At 56.9% G+C, this 16,601-nt stretch carries 10 protein-coding genes, 8 tRNA genes and 1 rRNA gene (1 of these 19 cut by a window edge); 5 read left to right on the top strand and 14 right to left on the bottom strand.

The features are described 5' to 3' along the window. Positions 1-5: 5 nt before the first annotated feature. Positions 6-944 carry an HPr(Ser) kinase/phosphatase gene (gene hprK / locus FLT43_RS17855; protein WP_087440289.1) on the bottom strand — a complete coding sequence of 313 codons (939 nt, stop codon included), beginning with the start codon at positions 942-944 and terminating at the stop codon, positions 6-8. Positions 945-1,242: 298 nt separating this feature from the next. Here hprK and FLT43_RS17850 point away from each other — a divergent pair, with 298 nt between their 5' ends. The 5 genes from FLT43_RS17850 to nikR all read left to right on the top strand — a co-directional run bounded on the left by FLT43_RS17850 (position 1,243) and on the right by nikR (position 6,862). Further along, on the top strand, positions 1,243-2,220 hold the full coding sequence (locus FLT43_RS17850) for an ABC transporter permease (RefSeq protein WP_087440290.1): 978 nt from the start codon (positions 1,243-1,245) through the stop codon (positions 2,218-2,220). Then, a complete protein-coding gene (locus tag FLT43_RS17845; protein ID WP_087440291.1) occupies positions 2,217-3,083 on the top strand; it encodes an ABC transporter permease in 867 nt (288 codons plus the stop codon). Before FLT43_RS17850 ends, FLT43_RS17845 begins: the two co-directional genes overlap by 4 nt. Continuing rightward, a complete protein-coding gene (locus FLT43_RS17840) occupies positions 3,044-4,708 on the top strand; it encodes an ATP-binding cassette domain-containing protein (RefSeq protein ID WP_244194001.1) in 1,665 nt (554 codons plus the stop codon). Before FLT43_RS17845 ends, FLT43_RS17840 begins: the two co-directional genes overlap by 40 nt. A gap of 29 nt (positions 4,709-4,737) precedes the next feature. After that, positions 4,738-6,342 carry an ABC transporter substrate-binding protein gene (locus tag FLT43_RS17835; protein ID WP_087440293.1) on the top strand — a complete coding sequence of 535 codons (1,605 nt, stop codon included), beginning with the start codon at positions 4,738-4,740 and terminating at the stop codon, positions 6,340-6,342. 94 nt (positions 6,343-6,436) lie between these two features. After that, a complete protein-coding gene (nikR, locus tag FLT43_RS17830) occupies positions 6,437-6,862 on the top strand; it encodes a nickel-responsive transcriptional regulator NikR (RefSeq protein ID WP_087440294.1) in 426 nt (141 codons plus the stop codon). An 815-nt stretch (positions 6,863-7,677) separates the two neighbouring features. Here the strand turns inward: nikR and FLT43_RS17825 are convergent. The 13 genes from FLT43_RS17825 to FLT43_RS17765 all read right to left on the bottom strand — a co-directional run. Continuing rightward, the gene (locus FLT43_RS17825) at positions 7,678-8,799 is read right to left on the bottom strand and encodes an ABC transporter ATP-binding protein (protein ID WP_087440295.1); all 1,122 of its coding nucleotides are present in this window, start codon (positions 8,797-8,799) and stop codon (positions 7,678-7,680) included. 102 nt (positions 8,800-8,901) lie between these two features. After that, the gene (locus FLT43_RS17820) at positions 8,902-10,008 is read right to left on the bottom strand and encodes a PucR family transcriptional regulator (protein WP_087440296.1); all 1,107 of its coding nucleotides are present in this window, start codon (positions 10,006-10,008) and stop codon (positions 8,902-8,904) included. 134 nt (positions 10,009-10,142) lie between these two features. Continuing rightward, on the bottom strand, positions 10,143-11,561 hold the full coding sequence (locus FLT43_RS17815) for a VOC family protein (RefSeq protein WP_087440297.1): 1,419 nt from the start codon (positions 11,559-11,561) through the stop codon (positions 10,143-10,145). Positions 11,562-11,666: 105 nt separating this feature from the next. After that, positions 11,667-13,343 carry an RNA polymerase sigma factor gene (locus FLT43_RS17810; protein ID WP_087440298.1) on the bottom strand — a complete coding sequence of 559 codons (1,677 nt, stop codon included), beginning with the start codon at positions 13,341-13,343 and terminating at the stop codon, positions 11,667-11,669. Positions 13,344-13,511: 168 nt separating this feature from the next. Continuing rightward, positions 13,512-13,587: transfer RNA gene (locus FLT43_RS17805), tRNA-Lys, on the bottom strand. A gap of 7 nt (positions 13,588-13,594) precedes the next feature. Beyond that, positions 13,595-13,680: transfer RNA gene (locus FLT43_RS17800), tRNA-Tyr, on the bottom strand. Between the two features lie 10 nt (positions 13,681-13,690). Next, a tRNA-Phe gene (locus FLT43_RS17795) sits at positions 13,691-13,766 on the bottom strand. 66 nt (positions 13,767-13,832) lie between these two features. After that, positions 13,833-13,909, bottom strand: a tRNA-Asp gene (locus FLT43_RS17790). A gap of 9 nt (positions 13,910-13,918) precedes the next feature. After that, positions 13,919-13,994 (bottom strand) — tRNA-Thr (locus tag FLT43_RS17785). A gap of 6 nt (positions 13,995-14,000) precedes the next feature. After that, positions 14,001-14,076, bottom strand: a tRNA-Val gene (locus FLT43_RS17780). Between the two features lie 9 nt (positions 14,077-14,085). After that, a tRNA-Met gene (locus FLT43_RS17775) sits at positions 14,086-14,162 on the bottom strand. A gap of 25 nt (positions 14,163-14,187) precedes the next feature. Further along, positions 14,188-14,276, bottom strand: a tRNA-Ser gene (locus FLT43_RS17770). 112 nt (positions 14,277-14,388) lie between these two features. Further along, a 23S ribosomal RNA gene (locus tag FLT43_RS17765) occupies positions 14,389-16,601 on the bottom strand (it continues 706 nt past the right edge of the window).

The following is a 16,601-nucleotide window of genomic DNA, read 5'->3' as shown; positions in this document are numbered from 1 at the left end:
GAGTCTCAATCAAAGTCTTCCATATCCTCGGCGATCGTCTCGGTCAGCTTGTTCGTGAATTGAAGCGCTGCATTGTAGCCCATCCGCTTCAGGCGGAAGTTCATCGCAGCCACCTCGATGATAACGGCCAGGTTCCGTCCGGGACGCACCGGCACGGTGACGAGCGGTACATCCGTCTCGATAATGCGCGTCGTCTCCTCATCCAGACCAAGACGGTCATACTGCTTATCCTGCTGCCAGTTCTCGAGGCGAATGACGACGCTGATTCGCTTGTTATTGCGGATCGCGCCAGCTCCGAACAGCGTCATCACATTAATGATGCCGATGCCGCGAATCTCCAGCAAATGCCGGATCAGCTCCGGTGCTGAGGCATGCAGCTGGTTGTCCGATGTCTGCCGAATCTCGACCGCATCGTCGGCGACCAGACGATGGCCGCGCTTGACCAGTTCCAACGCCGTCTCGCTTTTCCCGATGCCGCTCCCCCCGGTAATCAGCATGCCGACGCCATAGACGTCGACCAGTACGCCGTGAATTGTCGTCGTCGGCGCCAGCTTCTTCTCCAGGAAGCTCGTAATGCGGCTCGAGAGAATCGTCGTCGCCAGCTGCGTCCGCAGCAAGGGCACGTCTTCTTCCTGGCATACGGCGATAATCTCCTCTGGCACATCCAATCCCCGCGTCACGATGATGCAGGGCATCTCTTCCGAACAGAAATGATACATCCGATCCCGCTTCTCCTCTGGAGTCAGCGTCTCGAAAAACGCAAGTTCGGTCTTGCCGAGGAGTTGAACACGCTCCTTCGGATGGTATTCGAAGTAACCCGCCATTTCCAGGCCGGGGCGATGCAAATCATCCACTGTAATCAGCCGCTTCAACCCCGGTTCCCCGGCCAGCACCTCCAGATGGAACTGCTCCGCCATCTCGGCCACTTTTACTCTCTTGGCCATTCTGTCCACTCCTTCGTCTCCCGCACTCCAACCGTTCCCGCTTCCCGTCTACGCAGGCAACGAAGTGCCTATTCCTCATTGTAACCATCGTATCGGAAATCGCCGGTCAGATCAATTAGCGCACGTGCGCTTGCTCATTGATCGGGACTGTTTTTTCATGATAGCTTCCAAATATAAAGATTTTGTACAAAGTCCTCCATTTTTCCGTGTTACGTATTTACCAAATCGTGACATCATGCTATAGTGTTACTTGTTGCATGATTCGTGTTACGGGATATTCGCAGACAGGAGGAACGATTTGCGAAGATATCTCTTTTCCAGAGCGGGCGAGGCCGTTATCGTCTTGCTGATCATCAGCCTGCTCGTCTTTATCTTTATTCGTCTGCTGCCGGGCGATCCGGCCATGGCGCTGTATGGGGATCAGATTCAGAAGCTGACCTCCGCCGATCAGCTTCGCATCCGCGCCAACCTCGGTCTGGACGAACCGCTCTATTGGCAGTACGTCAAGTGGCTGCAAGGCATTATGCAGGGCGATTGGGGACGCTCCTACCTGAACGGAGAACGCGTCGACATCCTGATCGGCCAAGCTGTCGGACCGACGGTACAGCTCATGCTGGCCGGCACATTTCTTACTCTTCTCCTCTCTCTCCTCTTCGGGACGATAACAGGCTTGAAGCCTTCCTCGAAGATGGATCGCACGGTGACTGCAGTCAGTCTCGTGCTCATGTCGTTTCCGACCTTCTACCTTGCTCTATGCTTGATTCTGGTGTTCTCCATTGCGCTGCAATGGTTCCCCATCGCCGGAATGGGCAGCAGTGCGGAAGGCTGGATCGGACGGCTTCGGCATCTTGCGCTGCCTGCCGCCGCCCTCGCGCTATCACATCTTGGATATTACATTCGATTATTGCGGAATCACGTTACCGTCATCAACGACAAAGAATTTGTGCGGGCTCTGCGCATGCGCGGCGTCTCCCGGCATCGAATCATTTTCCGCCACATGCTGCCGAATGCGGCACTGCCTTTCTTATCTTATATCGGCATGTCCCTATCATTAACTTTTGCCGGATCGGTCGTTATTGAAACACTGTTCTCCTGGCCCGGACTTGGCATGCTCGCGCTCAAATCGGCGCAAAGCCATGACTACCCCGTGCTGCTCGCCGCCATTCTGCTGAGTACCTTCGTCGTCGTGGCCGGCAGCCTCATAATCGACCTGTTCTGCGCCTGGTACCATCCGCAGATCCGGCGGCAGTTGTTATCAGGGGGGAGAGCGCAATGAAGAGACGCCGCTGGATGACGAACCTGTCTGTTCTGTACTTGGCTGTACTGACCCTATGTGCCGCAGGCGCTCCGCTCTTGACCGGCTACCATCCGGTCGATGTCCAGCTGGACGCGATTTTGCTGCCGCCCCAACCCTCTCACCTGCTGGGGACGGATGAGATGGGACGCGATGTGCTGACCCGATTTCTATACGGGGGCCGGGTCTCGCTTGCGGTCGGGTGCGCTTCGGCGTTCGTATCGCTATTGGCCGGGGTGGCCTATGGCATGATCAGCGGTTACTGCGGCGGCTGGATTGACCGCATCCTGATGCGGGCCGCCGACGCTCTGCTAAGCATTCCGAGCCTGCTGTTCATGATCGGACTGCAGGCGCTGCTGAAGCCAAGCCTGCTGACCGTCGTGCTTGTCATCGGCTTGACCGGGTGGATGCCGCTGGCGAAGCTGATTCGCACCGAGATTCTCGCACTCAAAGAAGAAGCGTTCATTCAAGCTTCCGCCGTGATGGGGGCCACCCCCATCCAAATGTTCACCCGGCATTTCGCCCCCCATTGCTTGCCGACGATACTCGTCATGACGACGACCGGAATGGGTCATGCCATTCTGTCGGAATCGACGCTCAGCTTTCTCGGCCTGGGCATTCCTCCGCATGAGCCTTCCTGGGGCAATATGCTGGCGGGAGCCCAGAATCATTTGCTGTCCGGGGCCTGGTGGGCTGCGGTCTGCCCCGGACTAGGCATCGCGCTTACCGTGCTGGCCGTCACCTTCCTGGGCGATGACGGGCAGCAGCGATGGGGGAGCCCACAATTCTACCGGAGGGATCGACGATGGAGGAACCCGCAATTCTACCGAAGGAATCAACGATGACCGAACCGCTGCTGGAGGTTAGCGATCTTACGCTAACCCTTCCGTCCACGGCGTACACAGACAACGACATATTGACCAACTTCTCGTTCACCTTGCCCGGGCGGGGCGTTACAGCGCTCATCGGCGAGAGCGGTTCGGGGAAAAGCGTCACCGCCCAGGCATTGCTAGGCATGCTGCCGCGTGGCGGATCGATCCCCTCTGGCTCGATCCGGTTCAAGGGAGATGATATTTTGAAGCTCCCTTTCCGTCAGCTCCAGCGCTATCGAGGAAGCCGGGTCGGTTACGTGTTCCAGGATACGAGCGGAACCTTCGATCCGCTGCTCCGCATCGGGCGCCACTTCGCGGAATTGCTCGCGATACATACCCCGCTTCCCCGCACGAAAGCGAAGCAGCGGGCTCTGCAGCTGCTCCGGGATATGCAGCTGCCTGAGCCGGAACGCGTATATGGCGCCTACCCTCACGAGCTCTCGGGCGGCATGCGGCAGCGCGTGCAGCTCGCGCTTGCGCTGGCTGCGGAGCCGGAGCTGCTTATCGCCGACGAACCGACGACGGCGCTAGACATGCCGGTGCAAGCCGACATCCTGCGCCTCATTCGCCAATGGAGCGTGCGAACCGGGGGCACCGTCCTGTTCATTACCCACGATCTGGGCGTCGTCGCCGAGATCGCGGACGAGGTCCTCGTCATGCGGCGCGGGACGATGGTCGAAGCCGGGCCTGCCGCTCAGGTGCTTCATCACCCGGTTCACCCGTATACCCGGCAGCTCGTCGAGGCCTATGCATCCTTCTCTGCTCCGGGCGCGAAGCCCCTGCCGGACGGGCCGCCGATCATGGAGGCATACGGCCTGACCAAGACTTACCGCGCAGGACGCCGCTGGCTGCAGCAGGCCACCTCTGTGACCGCCGTCCGTGAGGCGTCCTTCGCGATTCGCCGCGGCGAGATGGTCGGCCTCATCGGGGAGAGCGGCAGCGGCAAGAGCACGTTGTCCCGCTTGCTGCTTGAACTGGAGCAGCCGGATCGCGGCACGATACAATGGGCTCCTGCCCAAGGAGGAGGGAGCGCCCGGCCTTCCGTCCAATGGGTTCATCAGGATCCGTTCGCTTCGTTCGATCCGCGCTGGCAGGTCAGCCGGATTATCGGGGAGGGACTCGATTATAGGCCGCAGCGGAATGGCGCAGCCGGCTCTGCTGCGGAACGGATTCGCGCGATCGCCCGCGAGACGGGGCTGTCCCCGGAGCTGCTGGACCGGTACCCTCACGAGCTGTCGGGCGGCATGCGCCAGCGCGTCGCGCTGGCCCGGGCGCTGCTCTTGGAGCCAAGCTTGCTTATCCTGGACGAACCCTTCGCCAGTCTCGACATGACGCTCCAGCGGCAGATGCTGGGGCTCATCCGCTCCTGGAATGAGAAGACCGGCATGGCCGTCCTGTTCATCACGCATGACCTCCGAGCCGCTGCCTACCTCTGCCATCGCGTCATGGTCATGTATGGCGGCGAGCTGGTGGAGCAGCTTCCGGCCTCAGACTTATCCGCTTCGGACCATCCTTATACGAAGCGCATGCTCGCATCGATTCCGGGCAGCCGCCGATGGGCCGCGCATCGACGTGAGCCTGAACCGAATTTACATTGAACATAGACCATAGTAAGGAGTAGATCATAATGAAGCTACGATATTCATCCCTGCTCGCGGTTCTCTGCCTTGTCAGCATGCTCCTGGCTGCCTGTTCCGGGCCCGCGCCGACGGCTCAAGCGCCCACAGGCCAAGCGCCGGCGGGAGAATCAGGGCAGGCTTCCGGAGTGAAGCGGCTCGTCTATGGCGCGGAGAAGGAAGTCGAGAAGCTGAATCCGATCTTGAATGACGAGCATGATGTCGATTCGATGCTGTTCCGCGGGCTGACCCGGACGACATCGGTCAATGAAGTCGCGCCGGATATTGCCTTGAGCTGGACCATCTCCGACGACCAGTTGACCTATACCTTCAAGCTGCGGACCGATGCCCGCTGGGATGACGGCGGGCCGGTGACCGCCGAAGATGTCAAATTTACGCTCGATACACTACTGAGCCCGCAGACCAATTCACCGATTAGCGGAGACTTCACCGAGATTCGGCAGGTGGACGTCTTAGCGGCCGATGAAGTCCGGATTACGCTGGTCCATCCGTTCCCGCCGCTTCTTCACAAGCTGAAGCTGGGGCTTATTCCGAAGCATGTGCTGGAGGGCCAAGATATTCATACCTCCGATTTCAATCGCAAGCCGGTCGGGAACGGGCCGTTCAAGCTGCGGGAGTGGAGAACGGACAAGACAATCGAGCTGGTGCGCAGCGATACCTACTATGGCAACAAGGCCAAGCTGGATGAGATCATTGTCCGCCCGGTCCCGGATACGAATACGCGGCTGCTGCAGCTCAAGACCGGAGAGCTGGATCTCGCCTTTGTCGAGTTGAACCAGCGGGACAGCGTGAAGGAACGGGATCCGTTCCGGGTTATACAGATGAAGACGGTCGACTATCGCGGGATGCTGTACAATTTCCGCAATCCTTTATTTGAAGACGTGCGCGTCCGCCAAGCCATCAGCGCCGCCATCGATCGGGAGGCGCTCGTCCAGGGCGTCCTGTTCGGGCATGGCGAGCCGGCTTACGGGCCGCTGCAAAAATCATGGGCCAACTCCCCTTATCCGGAAGGGGCGGAATTCCGCCCGGAAGAAGCGAAAAAGCTGCTTCAGGAAGCCGGTTGGACACCGGGCGAGGACGGCATCTTGACGAAGGGGGGGAAGCGCTTCGAATTCGAGTTCGTCGCGCCCGCCACCGACTCCGTACGGATCGCCCTGGTCAACGCGATCAGCACGCAGCTCAAAGCGGTCGGCATCTCCGTTATTCCGAAGCCGCTCGACTGGAGCGCCATTCACTTCGATCAGGCGGATACGTTCATGATCGCCTGGGGAAGCGAGTTCGATCCGGATGATCATACCTATCCGGTATTCCACAGCAGCCAGAGCGCAGACGGCTTGTACAATTACGGCGCTTATCGCAATGCCGACATCGACCGTCTGCTGACTGAAGCTCGCATCGAGCCGGATCGCGAGCACAGACGGGAGCTGTACGGCCAATTCCAGCAAGCGCTGAACCAGGATCCCGCCTTCGCCTACCTCGTCTATATTGACGCGCTCTACGGCGTGAGCAAGAAGATCACCGGCGTCGGCGACCGTGCGCTCGGTCATCATGGATCCGGCGTCCTGTGGAACATCGAAGAGTGGGATATGAATTAGAACTGGAGAGGGTATGCCTATGTTCACCGGGCATGCCCTCCTGCTTTATTTTGTGGTACATTAATAAGAAAAAGTGTGTAATAAGAGGTGTCCCATGAATGAATCGAATGTAAAGCGCTTTGGCGTTTCCATGGACGGGAAGCTGCTGGACAAGTTCGACGAATCGATCAAGGAGCAAGGATATGAGAACCGATCAGAAGCGTTCCGCGATCTGGTGCGCGACGCGCTGGTGAAGCAGTCGCTTGAGGCGGAAGACAAGATCGTCGCTGGCTGCATCTTGCTGTTCTACCGCCATCATCACCGGAACCTGCTGGAGGACTTGGCGCGGATTCAGCATGAGATGCATGATTCCATCTTGGCCACGACGCATTTCCATCTCGATCAAGACAACTGCCTGGAGATGATTGTCGTCAAGGGGAAGCGCAGCGAACTGCGAGCGCTAAGCGACCAGATGACGACCTTGAAGGGAGTCACCTACGGCAAATTTACCGTTGCCCCGTTGGAAGAGATTCATACGTAGATACGTAGCGCTGCGGGACAGTGGTGGATTGCGGTGGAGAGCGACAGACAGCAGCTCCCGCTCCGCAGCCAGCAAGGGCGCCAGCTGTACTGACAGCCACGGACGAGGTCGCCTTACTCGGAAGTACGGCCCCAGGGAACGGCCCCAGGGGGCCCTCCACGCGCTCTTCAGCGAATCACGTTCCCTATCTCGAACGAACCAGGGTGACGCGAATTCCCCATTAAGCTGTACCAAAATTCCTGCAATATTGCAGTTTTGCCAACCGGCGCCGCTTGCCTCCAAAGTGAATCCTGCAAATATACATCAATTTCAGGTCACATCACCTCGAATTGTGAGGATTAGCCAAAAAAGATGTAATTTCGCAGGAATATTGCCCAATTTGACTCACAATAGGATAAATTAATGTAATTTTGCATCATTTTTACTAATTCCGCTTCATATTGTGGAGTTCGAGGGCTTGCTCACTAGTTCCGCTTCATATTGCGGAGTTCGAGGGCTTGCTCACTAGATTCGCTTCATCTTGCGAGGCCCCAAGGGCTTACTGAGATCATGCGAGGTTCAAGGACTTGCCGAGATCATGCGATGCTCAGAACGCAGGCGTTGCTCCGAACCCATGCGCCAGCACGAATTCATCCGGCGTATCAACTCAACGAGTGAGCGCCAAGTTCATCCGGTTCATTATTGCCCATGCGAGTGCTCATCCACTGGCGCCGCACTCTTGCGGCCCCGCAGTGTACGGCGCAGGCGCATTCGCCCACAAATATACCAAAAGCGGAGGCTCCCAGCCGGGGAACCTCCGCTTTCCTTATATCGGATTAGTTTTCGAATACGTTCAATTCGGACTCGGTATCGAAAACATGTACTTTGTTCATATCGATAGCAAGCTTGACGTTCTGGCCTTCTCTCGAGTTGGAGCGGCCGTCTACGCGTGCGATAACCGTCTCGGTACCGATGCCGGTCAGGTACAGGAACATTTCATGACCCATGTTCTCTGTAACTTCAATCGACGCAGTAAATACGGTGTTCGGCGAAGCTTCCAGGAAGACAGGCTCTTCATGAATGTCCTCTGGACGAACGCCCAGAATGACTTCTTTGTTGAGGTAGCCTTTTTCCTTCAGCACTTGAGCCTTGCCTGCTGGCACGGCAACGTCCAGACCTGCCGTTCTGAAGCGGGTAGTGCCGTTCTCATCCACCAGGGAGCCCTTGATGAAGTTCATCGTAGGGGAACCGATGAAGCCTGCGACGAACATGTTGAGCGGGTTATTGTAGAGCACGTCAGGTGCTGCCGCTTGTTGAATGATGCCGTCCTTCATAACGACGATCCGATCGCCCATCGTCATTGCCTCGATCTGGTCGTGCGTTACGTAGATAACGGTCGTTTGCAGACGCTTCGACAATTTCGTAATCTCGGAACGCATCTGCCCACGAAGCTTCGCGTCCAAGTTGGAGAGCGGTTCGTCCATCAGGAACACTTGCGGCTCACGAACGATAGCACGGCCGAGAGCGACACGCTGACGCTGACCGCCGGACAATGCCTTCGGCTTGCGATCCAGCAAATGCTCGATGTCGAGAATGCGAGCTGCTTCGCGCACGCGCTTGTCGATGTCTTCTTTTTTGAATTTACGCAATTTCAGACCGAACGCCATGTTTTGATATACGTTCATGTGCGGATACAACGCGTAGGATTGGAACACCATCGCGATGTCGCGGTCTTTTGGAGCCACGTCATTAACAAGGCGGTCGCCAATGAACAATTTCCCGTCGGAGATTTCCTCCAGACCTGCAATCATGCGAAGCGTTGTCGATTTACCGCAACCGGACGGACCAACCAATACGAGGAACTCTTTGTCCTGAATATCGAGGTTGATGTCTTTTACGGTTGGATTATCGGATCCCGGGTACTTTTTGTAAATATGCTCTAAGCGAACGCCTGCCATGTGCGTTTCCCCCTTATACGTATATTCCTGAAATCGGTTACTCTTATTGTATCGGAACCCTGTACAAATAACCATTCACAATATGCACAAAAAATGAGCGTCTTATTTTGTTACTTTATACAATAGCAATATCAGCTTTACTAAAACCGCGTCGGAAAATTTGCGCACATCGAGCCCGGTTTCCTGCTTGATCTTATCCAATCGGTACAAAAGGGTATTGCGATGGATATACATCCGCTTGGCGGTCTCGCTCACGCTGCAGTCGAATTGGAAAAAATGCTGCAGCGTCGCCATCGTCTCCGAATCCGCGAAGCTCTCGGCCTTCGTGACGACTCGCTGCAGGAACTGCTTGCGCACCTCGTCGGGAATGCTGTTGACCAGCCGCTCCAGATGGAGCTCCCAAGGCAGATGAATAGTATCGGTCACATGAAAAGCCCGTCCCAAATAGAGCGTCTCTCTCAATTGGGATACGACGCCTGGTATGCCCTTCACCGGGGTGAACGGGTATCCGATAGTCAGGTGGCTCTCTCCGACCCATTCGCTCGATAGCAGCTCATAGAGACCGAGACAGTAGGAGGTGAGCAGCTCTTCCATCGTCTCGCGCTCTTCGCTCTCGTCTTCTCCGGATCCGGCCTGGGTCAGCTGCTCCGGGCACAGAATAAGCCATTCCTTATCTGACAGCGGAATGAGATTGACCTCGCCGCCGAAGTAGGAACGAAGCAATTTGTACAATTCTTGATAGGCAGGGGCCTCCCGATGAGCATGCTCCGCCACGAGCAGGAACGGGACAACCTGAATGAACAGCTTACTTTTCCAAGAAAAACTGTCCGGCACTTCCGCATTCGGTTCGCCTTCCTTCACCCGGTCAGCAACCCATTGCCCGAACAAGTGGGCCTGCTGCTCATCGGTGATATGCGCCGCGGCCAGTGAAGACTTCGAACGGTGCCCCATCCGCAAAATAAGCTGAAGCCATTGCTCCTCCTGACCAGCAAGCTCTCGGCCTTCCAGCTTCAGTACTTCCGTCACCGCCGTTCCCGGCTTCCATAGCATATACCAGGCGTTCCCCCGCTTCGCCAGGACCGCCGTCTGGCCGTCCGCCAGCCCTTCTCCTCCAGTCCATTCCCTCCATGTCGCAGAAGGCACGGACAGCTTCTCCAGAGAGGCATCCAATATATGTTCAATTTGCTGCTGCAGCGCTTGCTTATCCATACCGAATCTCTCCACCCGTCTTATCCTTCTTCTTTATGGTTCTCATTGTAGCATATCTGACAGGCCGTCTTCATATGCAGATGAACGGCCGATGAGCCCGGGGCTGCATCGGCCGATATAGATATCGCTGTCGCTTACAATAATCGAATATCGAAAGAGTGGACCGTCAGCGCGCTGCCCTGATCCGGGCCAATGCCAACCCGGTAACGACCGCCGCCATAGTGACCCTGGTGCTCGACTCGAGGCTCGCCGTCAACGGTTAACATCAGCCGGTTCTCCTCCACTTTCCAGAGCACCTCGGACATCCCGTCCACCGACAGCTTCCCTTTGCCCGTGAACCACACTTCTTGCCCGGGACCGGACGCATCGGCCACGCTGATGTCTCCGCTCGGGTGGAATTTGACCTGCAGCGAGGTGTCGCCATACAGCATCAGCGATCCCGTATCCGCACGTACGACCGTTCGGCACTCCCAAGGCACCCGATACGATTGTGCGGTACTCGCATATCCCCATGCGGCGGTGGGGGCCAGCCACAAGCCCTGCTCCGTCATGGCCGGATGGCAGGCGGCATCGGGCGTCAGCTCATCCGAATGCGAGGCGACCGCCAGGCGCGGAACCTGCTGTTCCGCCGCCAGCGGCTCAAGGAAGAAGGAGCGCATAGTCACCTTGCCGTTGTCGCAGCAGATTCCCGCACGGCCTGCCGCATCCCCGAAGTAACCCTGCTGGGCATGGAACAACTGCCCGTCCACATACACCTCCATGCTGCGCTCGCGCAGGATCCATTCGACCCGAACCCATTGACCGTTCGGGATGGAACCCTTCTGCGGGTAGCTGAACATTTTGGGCAGACTCGGATGATGAATGTAGCATTCATCACCGACTCCGCCATGCGAGGACGGCCCGTAATTAAACGTGACTTGGCCGTGCTCGCCCAGCAGCAGGCGCAGGCTTCCGCCTTCCAATCGGAGCACAGCTTCCAGCCGCAGAGGGCATGGATAGGTCTCCTTCGTCATCGCACGGCCGGTCAGCTCCAATCCTTCCGCGGTAAGCCGGCTGTGCGGCGCTTCATCGGATACGGTCAGCCACGTTCCCCCGCCGTCATAACGGATCGGCTCCGGACCATCGCTCCGTTCTTCCTCCTCCTTCGATCCCGGCTGACCGCATATCATCAATAGATTGCCGTCCGGATCGCGCAAGGTAAAGAAAGCCATGCCCGGATATTCCTCGATCTCCCATTCCACCGGGAGCCCGAGCTGCTTGACCCGACGGTACGCGGCATGCACGTCGGGGGAATGGAGCATCAGCTGCGGCCGGTCGTCAACCGCCAGCCCCCGGTCATAACCATGCTGATCAAGGATGAGATCGGAACCGCCATCCATCGCGATGGAGTGCACCTTGTCCGTGGCGGAGGAACGCTCGGGCCGGTCGAACAGCCGGTGGTACCAGTTGACGGAGCGCTCAATATTGCTGACATGAACGAATACGCCATCGATCCGGTTGTGGATGGGGCGGATCGATGAATGGGATTGCGATGATTGCGTGAATGAACTCATAGGTAATGCCTCCTATATCGTAATATCCGGCAATCGCTGCCTTCATAGAGTAGTTGCAGAACATCCGCAATATCTTACATCGTTCAGAAATTTTTTTGATCTATTTTAGGATTGCACCCGTTCCAGCCACGCCGACGCTTCCTCCAGAGCTTCCACCGCCTTCTCTTCCGCCCGGCATGCCCGTTCCACCAGCCGGGTCGCGCGGTCGCGCGGACCCGGTTCCATCCGCCTCCCGCCCTGTGTCAGCGGGAAAATACGGGACAGCTGCCTCCACGCCTCTGCTGTGTCCCTATAAGAAAGTAAAGCCTGCTGCAAGGCAGGCACCGCTGAATGGCATAGGCTCCCTACTATTCCGTTAAGCAGCCGCTGTTCCAGAAAATGCACCGCATGCGTTCTTGCTTCCGCCACGTAGGCCGAGTGGAAGGCGACCGTCAACATATCTATATTCTCATCGTTCCGCAGCGCATCACGCCACGATTCATAGACGCCCAGTCCAATCGGACTGCCATCGAAGTAAGCCGGCTCCTCTCCTTTCGCATGCCGTACGGTCTGCAGCAGCACCTGATGAAGCATCTCCTGCGGAAGGACAGGCCGGCGTGTCCCAGGGATGGACACGAACCATTCCGCCCCGGGATGAAGACGGCCGAGCTTCCGGTACGGAAGCGGCTTGCGATGGGCGGTTGTATCGGTTACATACCATTCTGCGCGCCTGTCATCGAATCCGCTGATCAAACCGAACTCGGCACTGGCCACATTCCAGGCCATGACCGGGATGCCCCGTTCAATGGACGCTTGCATCTGCTCCATCGCTTCCAGCAGCGGTTCGGGCCGGGTCAGGAGTTGTCCTGCCCCGCCATGAACGGAAGAATGGAAGCCAAGATGTCTCCAGCCCGTCTGGGCATCCCGCCCCCAATCGTACGCATAGACGCTGCTGAGACCGGAACGAGGGGCGGCATATAGCCGGAAGGCCTGTCCGGTGGCCCCCATCACATCCGTTAACGATACTCCCCGCTGCCCGCTTGCCAGCATAGTTTCCAGCATCATGGCGGCCATCGTATGATAGGCCCCCGCGAACCAATGGTAGCGGGCGGAAGGTATCTCTGCCGAGCATGCTGCCGCGCGCCGCTTCCGGGCGGCAACGTATTGTTCGATTTCGTCATCTAGTCGGACTTCGACCAGCTTCCGCCTCCCGCGGGACAAGGCGGTATAGATCGCCCCGCTCTTCATTCCGAGCGCCTCTGCCGTCTCGGGCACAGATAGGCCCGCCAGCGCATGGGCATACATCACGCGGCGCTCCTGGTCGCCGAGTCTGCTCAATAGACGCTGGATCTCTTCCCATGACCGTTCCGCCAACAGCGGATCCTCCGCAGTCATGCCATGCTGGTCCTGCCCTGAAGGGAGCAGGGAAGAAAAGGTCTCCGCACTTTCTTCCGCATTCCATGGAGCTGCGCCGACAGGATATTCTTTCCTGGCCCGGCGCAGCTCCATTAGCGCTTGATTCCGAACGATGGCGCGCAGCCAGCCGACGAACTTCTCCGGCTCCCGCAGCGTATGAAGACGGTTGTAGGAGTGAAGCAAGGCTTCCTGCACAATATCCTCCGCAGCCGCAGATTGCTTCACGAAATGGCGCGCCCAGCCCAACATCCGGGAGCGGTGACGACGCACCAACTCGCCGAATGCCTTACGATCGCCCCGAGCGGCAAGGTGCACGAGCGCCGTTATATATTCCGTTCCACTTCCGTCGCGTTCTATGTCGGATCCCTCCCTTGTCTCTCGACGCACTTGGTAACCGTTGTATTCGTTCTTCTACTATTGCACACAGGCCATGGAAAATCCTGCTTTGCATCTTTTCACTTGCAGATCACAAAAAGACCGGGCTTGATTCGATCAAACCCGGCCGAAAAAACAAAAAAAACTTCAGTCCATTTACTGAAGTCTTGAAGTAAAAACTGGTGAGCCATGAAGGACTCGAACCTTCGACACCCTGATTAAAAGTCAGGTGCTCTACCAACTGAGCTAATGGCTCTTACAAATGGTGGAGGATGATGGATTCGAACCACCGAACCCGTACGGGAACAGATTTACAGTCTGCTGCGTTTGGCCACTTCGCTAATCCTCCATGTTATGGATGGTGGCTCGGGACGGAATCGAACCGCCGACACGAGGATTTTCAGTCCTCTGCTCTACCGACTGAGCTACCGAGCCATATGTAACTTTTCAAAAAAATAAAGTGGTGCACATAAAGCGTCGCCACTCTGACGATAATTAATATGGCGGAGCTGACGGGATTCGAACCCGCGTTCTCCTGCGTGACAGGCAGGCATGTTAGGCCTCTACACCACAGCTCCTTGATTAAATGGTGCCGGCGATAGGAGTCGAACCCACGACCTACTGATTACAAGTCAGCCGCTCTACCAACTGAGCTACACCGGCAAAATATGGTGGACGCTGACGGGATCGAACCGCCGACCCTCTGCTTGTAAGGCAGATGCTCTCCCAGCTGAGCTAAGCGTCCTTATGAAATTGGTAGCGGCGGAGGGGATCGAACCCCCGACCTCACGGGTATGAACCGTACGCTCTAGCCAGCTGAGCTACGCCGCCATATTATAAAGGGTGTAAATCACTGTGGCGGAGAGAGAGGGATTCGAACCCTCGCGGCTGTTACACCCTAACGCTTTAGCAAAGCGCCCCCTTCGGCCTCTTGGGTACCTCTCCACATCGCATGTAAAATGCCTGTCCACCGTATTATACGCGATTCACATGCTCAAATCAAGACATTGTACCTTAAAAACTGAATGCGAAAGTTCGTCTTGCGAATCATCTTACTTAGGATAAGCCCTCGACCGATTAGTATTGGTCAGCTCCATGCATTGCTGCACTTCCACCTCCAACCTATCTACCTCGTCGTCTTCAAGGGGTCTTACCAATGTGGGAAATCTCATCTTGAGGGGGGCTTCACGCTTAGATGCTTTCAGCGCTTATCCCTTCCGTACTTGGCTACCCAGCTATGCCTCTGGCGAGACAACTGGTACACCAGCGGTACGTCCATCCCGGTCCTCTCGTACTAAGGACAGCTCCTCTCAAATTTCCTACGCCCGCGACAGATAGGGACCGAACTGTCTCACGACGTTCTGAACCCAGCTCGCGTACCGCTTTAATGGGCGAACAGCCCAACCCTTGGGACCTACTTCAGCCCCAGGATGCGATGAGCCGACATCGAGGTGCCAAACCTCCCCGTCGATGTGGACTCTTGGGGGAGATAAGCCTGTTATCCCCAGGGTAGCTTTTATCCGTTGAGCGATGGCCCTTCCATGCGGTACCACCGGATCACTAAGCCCGACTTTCGTCCCTGCTCGACTTGTAGGTCTCGCAGTCAAGCTCCCTTCTGCCTTTGCACTCTTCGAATGATTTCCAACCATTCTGAGGGAACCTTGGGGCGCCTCCGTTACTCTTTAGGAGGCGACCGCCCCAGTCAAACTGCCCGCCTGACACTGTCCCCGAACCGGTTCCACGGTCCCAGGTTAGAACTCCGATACGATCAGGGTGGTATCCCAACGGCGCCTCCACCGAAGCTGGCGCTCCGGCTTCTCAGGCTCCCACCTATCCTGTACAGACCGTACCAAAGTCCAATATCAAGCTGCAGTAAAGCTCCATGGGGTCTTTCCGTCTTGTCGCGGGTAACCTGCATCTTCACAGGTATTAAAATTTCACCGGATCTCTCGTTGAGACAGCGCCCAAGTCGTTACGCCATTCGTGCGGGTCAGAATTTACCTGACAAGGAATTTCGCTACCTTAGGACCGTTATAGTTACGGCCGCCGTTTACTGGGGCTTCGGTTCATAGCTTCGCCTTGCGGCTAACCACCCCTTAACCTTCCAGCACCGGGCAGGCGTCAGCCCGTATACTTCGCCTTACGGCTTCGCACAGACCTGTGTTTTTGCTAAACAGTCGCTCGGGCCTATTCACTGCGGCCCCCTCGGGCTATTCACCCTACCGGGGCACCCCTTCTCCCAAAGTTACGGGGTCATTTTGCCGAGTTCCTTAACGAGAGTTCTTCCGCGCGCCTTAGAATTCTCTTCTCGCCTACCTGTGTCGGTTTGCGGTACGGGCACCTTTACCTGGCTAGAGGCTTTTCTTGGCAGCATGAAATCAAGACCTTCGGTACTGTAATTTTCCCTCCCCGTCACAGCCCAGCCTTACGGTCAGCGGATTTGCCTACTGACCAGCCTCACTGCTTGGACGAGCATCCATCAGCTCGCGTCCCTATCCTTCTGCGTCCCCCCATTGCTCATAACGGCTGCGGTGGTACAGGAATTTCAACCTGTTGTCCTTCGACTACGCCTTTCGGCCTCGCCTTAGGTCCCGACTTACCCTGGGCGGACGAGCCTTCCCAGGAACCCTTAGGCTTTCGGCGGACATGATTCTCACATGTCTTTTCGTTACTCATACCGGCATTCTCACTTGTGTACAGTCCAGCAGTCCTTCCGGTCTGCCTTCAACCCGGTACACAACGCTCCCCTACCACTGATGCAAAGCATCAATCCATAGCTTCGGCGGTACGTTTAGCCCCGTTACATTTTCGGCGCAGAGTCACTCGACCAGTGAGCTATTACGCACTCTTTAAATGATGGCTGCTTCTAAGCCAACATCCTGGTTGTCTGGGCAACTCCACATCCTTTCCCACTTAACGTACACTTAGGGGCCTTAGCTGATGGTCTGGGCTGTTTCCCTCTTGACAACGGACCTTAGCACCCATTGTCTGACTCCCGGATAATAAGTCCATGGCATTCGGAGTTTGACTGAGCTTGGTAACCCTTGGCGGCCCCGCACCCAATCAGTGCTCTACCTCCACGACTCTTCCTCCGAGGCTAGCCCTAAAGCTATTTCGGGAGAACCAGCTATCTCCGAGTTCGATTGGAATTTCTCCGCTACCCCACCTCATCCCCGAATTTTCAACATTCGTGGGTTCGGGCCTCCAGTGCGTGTTACCGCACCTTCACCCTGGACAGGGGTAGATCACACGGTTTCGGGTCTACGCCTA

Origin of the sequence: Paenibacillus thiaminolyticus, assembly GCF_007066085.1 — a bacterium.
GTDB classification, from domain to species: Bacteria; Bacillota; Bacilli; order Paenibacillales; family Paenibacillaceae; genus Paenibacillus_B; species Paenibacillus_B thiaminolyticus.
This window is presented reverse-complemented; position numbering and strand designations above follow the sequence as displayed.